The sequence below is a fragment of the Candidatus Sulfotelmatobacter sp. genome (genome assembly GCA_035498555.1).
Taxonomy (GTDB): domain Bacteria; phylum Eisenbacteria; class RBG-16-71-46; order RBG-16-71-46; family RBG-16-71-46; genus DATKAB01.
This window is the reverse complement of sequence record DATKAB010000080.1, coordinates 1-5,553: the sequence shown is the minus strand read 5'-3', so window position 1 is coordinate 5,553 and position 5,553 is coordinate 1. Positions and strand designations below refer to the sequence as shown.

General features: G+C 67.7%; 7 protein-coding genes. All 7 read left to right on the top strand.

Annotation, left to right across the window (positions count from 1 at the left end):
* Nucleotides 1-1,173, top strand: a 1,173-nt coding sequence (locus tag VMJ70_07065; GenBank protein HTO90879.1) for a DUF885 domain-containing protein, incomplete at its 5' end; no start/stop codon positions are given.
* 153 nt (nt 1,174-1,326) lie between these two features.
* Complete coding sequence (locus VMJ70_07060) at nt 1,327-1,710, top strand: DUF5668 domain-containing protein (protein ID HTO90878.1); 384 nt, start codon at nt 1,327-1,329, stop codon at nt 1,708-1,710.
* On the top strand, nt 1,691-1,981 hold the full coding sequence (locus VMJ70_07055; GenBank protein HTO90877.1) for a hypothetical protein: 291 nt from the start codon (nt 1,691-1,693) through the stop codon (nt 1,979-1,981). Before VMJ70_07060 ends, VMJ70_07055 begins: the two co-directional genes overlap by 20 nt.
* Nucleotides 1,974-2,708: a DUF5668 domain-containing protein gene (locus VMJ70_07050; protein HTO90876.1), complete on the top strand. Its 735-nt coding sequence runs from the start codon at nt 1,974-1,976 to the stop codon at nt 2,706-2,708. Before VMJ70_07055 ends, VMJ70_07050 begins: the two co-directional genes overlap by 8 nt.
* A 3-nt stretch (nt 2,709-2,711) precedes the next feature.
* Nucleotides 2,712-3,881, top strand: coding sequence for a histidine kinase (locus VMJ70_07045; protein HTO90875.1), 1,170 nt, complete (start codon nt 2,712-2,714; stop codon nt 3,879-3,881).
* Nucleotides 3,878-4,660 (top strand): response regulator, encoded by a 783-nt coding sequence (locus VMJ70_07040; GenBank protein HTO90874.1) that lies wholly within the window; start codon nt 3,878-3,880, stop codon nt 4,658-4,660. Before VMJ70_07045 ends, VMJ70_07040 begins: the two co-directional genes overlap by 4 nt.
* A gap of 141 nt (nt 4,661-4,801) precedes the next feature.
* Nucleotides 4,802-5,553, top strand: a 752-nt coding sequence (locus tag VMJ70_07035; GenBank protein ID HTO90873.1) for a hypothetical protein, incomplete at its 3' end; no start/stop codon positions are given.

Here is a 5,553-nt window from a genome sequence, read left to right as displayed (position 1 = left end):
GTGATCGATCCGACTCGCCCCGGCTGGTCACCTGCCGCTCGCGAACAGTTCGCGCGCGAGCTGACCGGTGTTGCCGACAGCGTGGTCAAGCCGGCCTACGTCCGCTATCGCGCGTTCCTGGCCACCTCGATCCAGCCGGTGGCGCGATCCGACGAGAAGGCCGGACTCGGTTCGCTGCCCGGCGGCGTGGCCTGCTATCGCAAGTTGATCCGGGTGCACACCTCGCTCGATCGCACGCCCGAGGATCTTCACCGCGTCGGGCTCGATCAGGTCGACCATTTCAGGCTCGAGTTGAGGGAATTGGGGCAGAAAGTCTTCGGCACCTCGGACATTGCCGAGATTCAGAAGCGCCTGCGCACCGATCCCCAGATGCAATTCTCGTCGGCCGACGAGATCGAAGCCAAGGCGCGCGCGACGCTGGCCCGCGCCAAGGCCGCGATTCCCGGCTGGTTCGGGCGCCTGCCCAAGGCGGATTGCCAGGTCAAGGTGATGGGCATGCACGAAGCGCCCAACTCGACCATCGCCTACTACCGCGAAGCCGCACCCGACGGCAGCCGGCCCGGGTATTACATGATCAATACCTACGAGCCCACCACGCGGCCTCGCTACGAGGCGGAAGCGCTCGCGTTCCATGAGTCGATTCCGGGACATCATCTGCAGATCGCGATCGCTCAGGAGCTGAAGGACATTCCCGAGTTCCGCCGCAACCTCGGCGTCACCGCGTTCGTCGAGGGCTGGGCCCTGTATTCGGAGCGGCTGGCCGACGAGATGGGGCTCTACTCCAGCGATCTCGATCGCATCGGCATGCTGTCGTACGACGCGTGGCGTTCGTGCCGGCTGGTCGTGGACACCGGCATTCACGCGATGGGCTGGAGCCGCCAGCAGGCGATCGATTACATGATGAAGAACACCTGTCTGGCGCAGAACAACGTCGAGAACGAGGTGGATCGCTACATCACCTGGCCGGGCCAGGCGCTCGCCTACAAGATGGGGCAGCTCGAGATCCTCAGCCTGCGCGACGAGGCCAGGCAGCGGCTCGGGACACGCTTCGACATCCGCGCCTTCCACGACGCGGTGCTCGGCAACGGGGCGGTGAGCTTGCCGATGCTGCACCAGCAGATCGAAGACTGGATCGTGGCGCAGGAGAACACCCCGCCGGTGATCAGGAAATAGGCCGGCCCCACCGTCCGACACCACCGTTCGCCGCTCCGCCGCCGCCATCCGCCGATTCCCGCGCGATTGGGGGGGCGATCCGGCCGTAACTTGAGGGTGGAGAAGGAAGCGGGCCGGCATGAAGGGGCCGGCGGCGGATCGAGGAGGAAGCACATGGCCCGGCGCAGAGCCAGCAATCGGGATCGGTTCTTCTGGGGAATACTCTTCATGGGCGTCGGCATTCTGTTCCTGCTCGACCAGATGGGCTACGCCGACATCGGGGGCTGGCGTCACTGGTGGCCGTGGGTCGCGATCCTGATGGGCGTCGCTCACCTGATCCTGCCCAGCCGTCCCAAGGATTTCGGGCGCGGCGTCATGTGGATCTTGTTCGGGCTCTGGTTCATGGCCGCGGATCGCGGCTGGCACGGACTCACCTGGAACAACTCATGGCCGCTGGCGTTCGTGGCGATCGGAGCGAGCATCGTGATCGAAGTGCTGGTCTCGCGCCTGGACCCGGGGCGTCCGGAGGAGGGCGGCGATGCTCCGAAGATTTCGTAGTCGCGACTCGGCGCCTCGCGCTCGTGATCTGGCACTCGTGATCTGCGCCGCCTGGCTCTTGCTGCAGAATTCGCTGCTGCTGATCTGGGTTTCGAGCCCGCATCTCGAGCCGGCGTTCGTGGTGGCGCGGGCGCTGATCAAGGTCGGGGCGCATCTGTTCGCTCAGCTCTGGATGCTGCCGGCGGCCATGGTCCTGGGCGCGGCGCTGGCGCTGTCGAATGGTGAGTCCCACGATGCCGCTCGCAAGCGACGCGAGGTTTCGCATGCCTGATCTCCAGTCGACCGAATCGGGCCGTCGCATCTACGGCGCCCAGCTGCGCGCGCCGATCACCTTCACCGGCCGGCTGGTTTTTGGACTGATCGTCTTGACCCTGGGCGTCATCTGGACGCTCGACAACCTGGGCATCGTGGACTCAACGCCGCTGCTGCGCTGGTGGCCCGCGCTGCTGATGGCCGCGGGCCTCGCGCGGCTCACCGGCGTCGGCGCGCGGCAGAGCGTGGTGTCGGGCACGGTGATGACCACGATCGGAGCGATCCTGCTCGCCGGCAACCTTCACCTGATGCACGCGCGGATACTGTGGCCGCTCGCCCTGATCACCCTCGGGGCGTCCCTCGTGTTCCGTTCGGTGCGCGCTCCGGCACTGGGCGGCTCGGGCGGCGACGTTCAGGCCGAGGTGCACAACTTCGCGATGATGGCGGGGCTGGTGCTGAAAAACGTCTCGCAGCAGTTCCGCGGCGGCGACTTGAGCGCGATGATGGGTGGCATCCAGCTGGATCTGCGCGGCGCCGCGGCAGCCGGGCCGGAAGTCGTGCTCGACGTGTTTACCTGGTGGGGTGGCATCGACATCACCGTGCCGCCCGACTGGCGCGTAGTGACCCACGTCACTCCGATCATGGGCGGCTACGACGATCACACCAAGCCTTACGCCGGAGAGGCGAAGACCACGCTGGTGATCCGCGGCGTGGTGATCATGGGTGGGATCGAGGTCAAGAACTGACGCATGCACCCGATTCTGCGGAGCCGCGTGCGGCTGAGGCTCTACCTTTCGGGATGGATCCTCGTCGGCATCATCATCGCCCTGCTGCTGGTGGTGTTGAACGGCCGCGCCCCGATGCCGGCGGTGTGGTTCGCGCTCCCGCTGACCGTAGTCTACGGATTCGCGTGTCTGTCGGCGTGGTGGGTGTGCAATGCCAACCCGCTCCGCACGACGTCGGCGACTCGATTGCTGGGCGTGCTGCTCGGCACCGCGCTGCTCGACAGCCTGCTGTGGGCGCTGCTCGGTGGTGCGTGGAGTGTGGCCGTCGTTCGGCTCATGCCGGCGTTCGGCTCGCTCGCCACCGCGACTTTCTGGCACTCGAGCATGCAGACCGGCTCGGGGCCGGACTACGAGTCGCACCGCCTGGCCCGCGACCTCGCCATGCTGATCACGCTCGGAGTCCCGCTGTTCCTACTGTCGGCGATGCTGCACTATCTGCTGATCGCGTTCGAGGATTCGCGGCAGGCCGAGCGACGCGCGCTCGAGGCCCAGGTCACGGCGCGTGAGGCCGAGCTGCGCGCCCTGCGCGCGCAGCTCAATCCGCACTTCCTGTTCAACAGCTTGAACTCGATCAACGCCCTGGTGGGCAACGATCCGGAGGGCGCGCGGCGCATGTGTGAGGGGCTGGGTGATTTCCTGCGGCGCACGCTGAACCTCGGAGCTCGCGAGGCCGTGACGCTGTCGGAGGAACTGGCCCTGGTGGATCGCTACCTGGCGATCGAGCAGGTTCGATTCGGCGATCGCCTCGCGATCGAGCGCGTGATCGAGCCCGGCGCTGCCGAGTGCCGGGTACCGCCACTGCTGCTGCAGCCGCTGGTCGAGAACGCGGTGAAGCACGGCGTGTCCGCGCGCGTCGAAGGCGGCACGGTGAGGATCGAGGCGCGAGTGCGCGGCGAGTGGCTGATGCTGGCGATCGAGAACCCGATCGACGAGCAGGGCCCGGCACGAGTGGGAGAGGGCGTCGGCCTCGAGAACGTGCGGCGCCGGCTTACGGTGTTGGGCGGCCGCGACGCTCGGCTCGAAGTGTTGCGCGCGAGCGGGCGCTACCGCGTCGAGCTGACGCTGCGCGCCGAGGCGGCCGAGCCATCGCTCGCCGCTCCGTCGCTGGCCCCGCGCCCGGCGGTCGCGTCGTGAGCGCCCCAGGCCGCATTCGCGTGGTGCTGGTGGACGACGAGTCCCCGGCGCGTCAGCTGCTGCGCGAATACCTCGGCGCCCACCCCGACATCGAGATCGTCGGCGAGTGCTCGAATGGGTTCGAAGCCGTGAAGAAGATCGGCGAGCTGAAGCCCGATCTGGTCTTTCTCGACATCCAGATGCCAAAGCTCGACGGCTTCGAGGTCCTGGATCTGCTCGATCCCCGTCCGGCAGTGGTGTTCAGCACCGCCTACGACGAGTTCGCGCTCAAGGCATTCGAAGTGCACGCCGTGGACTATCTGCTCAAGCCCTACGGCCGCGATCGGCTGGCCGAGGCGCTGGTGCGGGTGCGCGAGCGGCTGGCGGCGCGCGGGAGAAGCGGTGCGGCGAGTGCGTCCGCGCCTGCCGAACCGAGTGCGGCGAGACTCGCGGCCGCGGCGCGGCCGCCCGGACGATTCGTCGAGCGGCTGCTGGTCAAGGACGGCTCCGACGTGCAGGTGATTCCGGTCGATACCGTGGACTATCTCGAGGCGCAGGACGACTACGTCGCGATTCACTCCGCCGGCAAGTCGTGGCTCAAGACCCAGCCGATCTCGGATCTCGCCGAAGGTCTCGACCCCGCGCGCTTCGTGCGCGTGCATCGCTCGTTCGTGCTGCAGGTGGATCGCATCGCGCGGCTCGAGCTGTACGCCAAGGACAGCCGGGTGGCGATCCTGCGCGATGGGCGGGAAGTGCCCGTCAGCCGGAGCGGGTACGCGCGGTTAAGAGAGCTGATGTAGGCGCACGCCCGGCGACTTTCGGCAACGCACGCCATCGCGCCGAGCCCAGGACTTCATGCTTCCCGCCGAGTAGCCAGGGCGGTAGTCTTTTCGCACGCGCCGCGCCGGATCCGCGCTCGAGCGCGTCGAATCGAGGTCCGCATGGGATCATTGCGTCTTCCCGTTCGCGCCGCACTTTCCCTGATCATCCTGGCCACTACGGCCGCGACCGCGTTCGCCCAGTGGCCGCAGGGCTATTCGATCGCGGTTGGAGGAGATTTGGCGGCGCGAGGCGTCGCCACCGGCTTCTGCCTTCCCGGCGAGGGACCTGGTGACTTCTACGCGGTGTTCGGAGCGTGGAGCGGCACGGGTCAGACCGGCTGGCAGGCTGCGCATCTGACGACGGACGCCCAGTCCCTTTGGTCCTCACCCGATGCCCAGGGAACCCTTCCCGGATCGACGAGCCTCGGCGACGACGCCCCTTTCGCCCCGACCGGCGCCGGGGGATTCGTGAACGCCCTGTCGCTTCAAAGCTACGGCGTGCCTGACATGCGGGCAGCATTGGGGGACCCATCGGGCGCCATCTCGCCACCCTGGCCATACTCCGACATCGGCGCTTCGCCGAGTACGGCCTACATTCCTTCCTGTTGTCGGGCCGATGATGGTGGTGTCTTTGTGGCCTGGACGGGTGCTGACCATCGCCTGCATGTGCAGCATCTCGATGCGAGCGGGGCGGTCGCGCCCGGGTGGCCGAGCGGTGGGCTGCGGCCGACGATCGGGTCCGAAGGAAACCTCGGGACCGCGCCTGACGGGGCCGGCGGCGTGCTCGTCCTCGTTGGTTACTCGTCCGGCTCGGCTCGCATCTGGCGCTTCGCGGCGGACACGACTCTTGCTCCCGGATGGCCGGCGCTCGG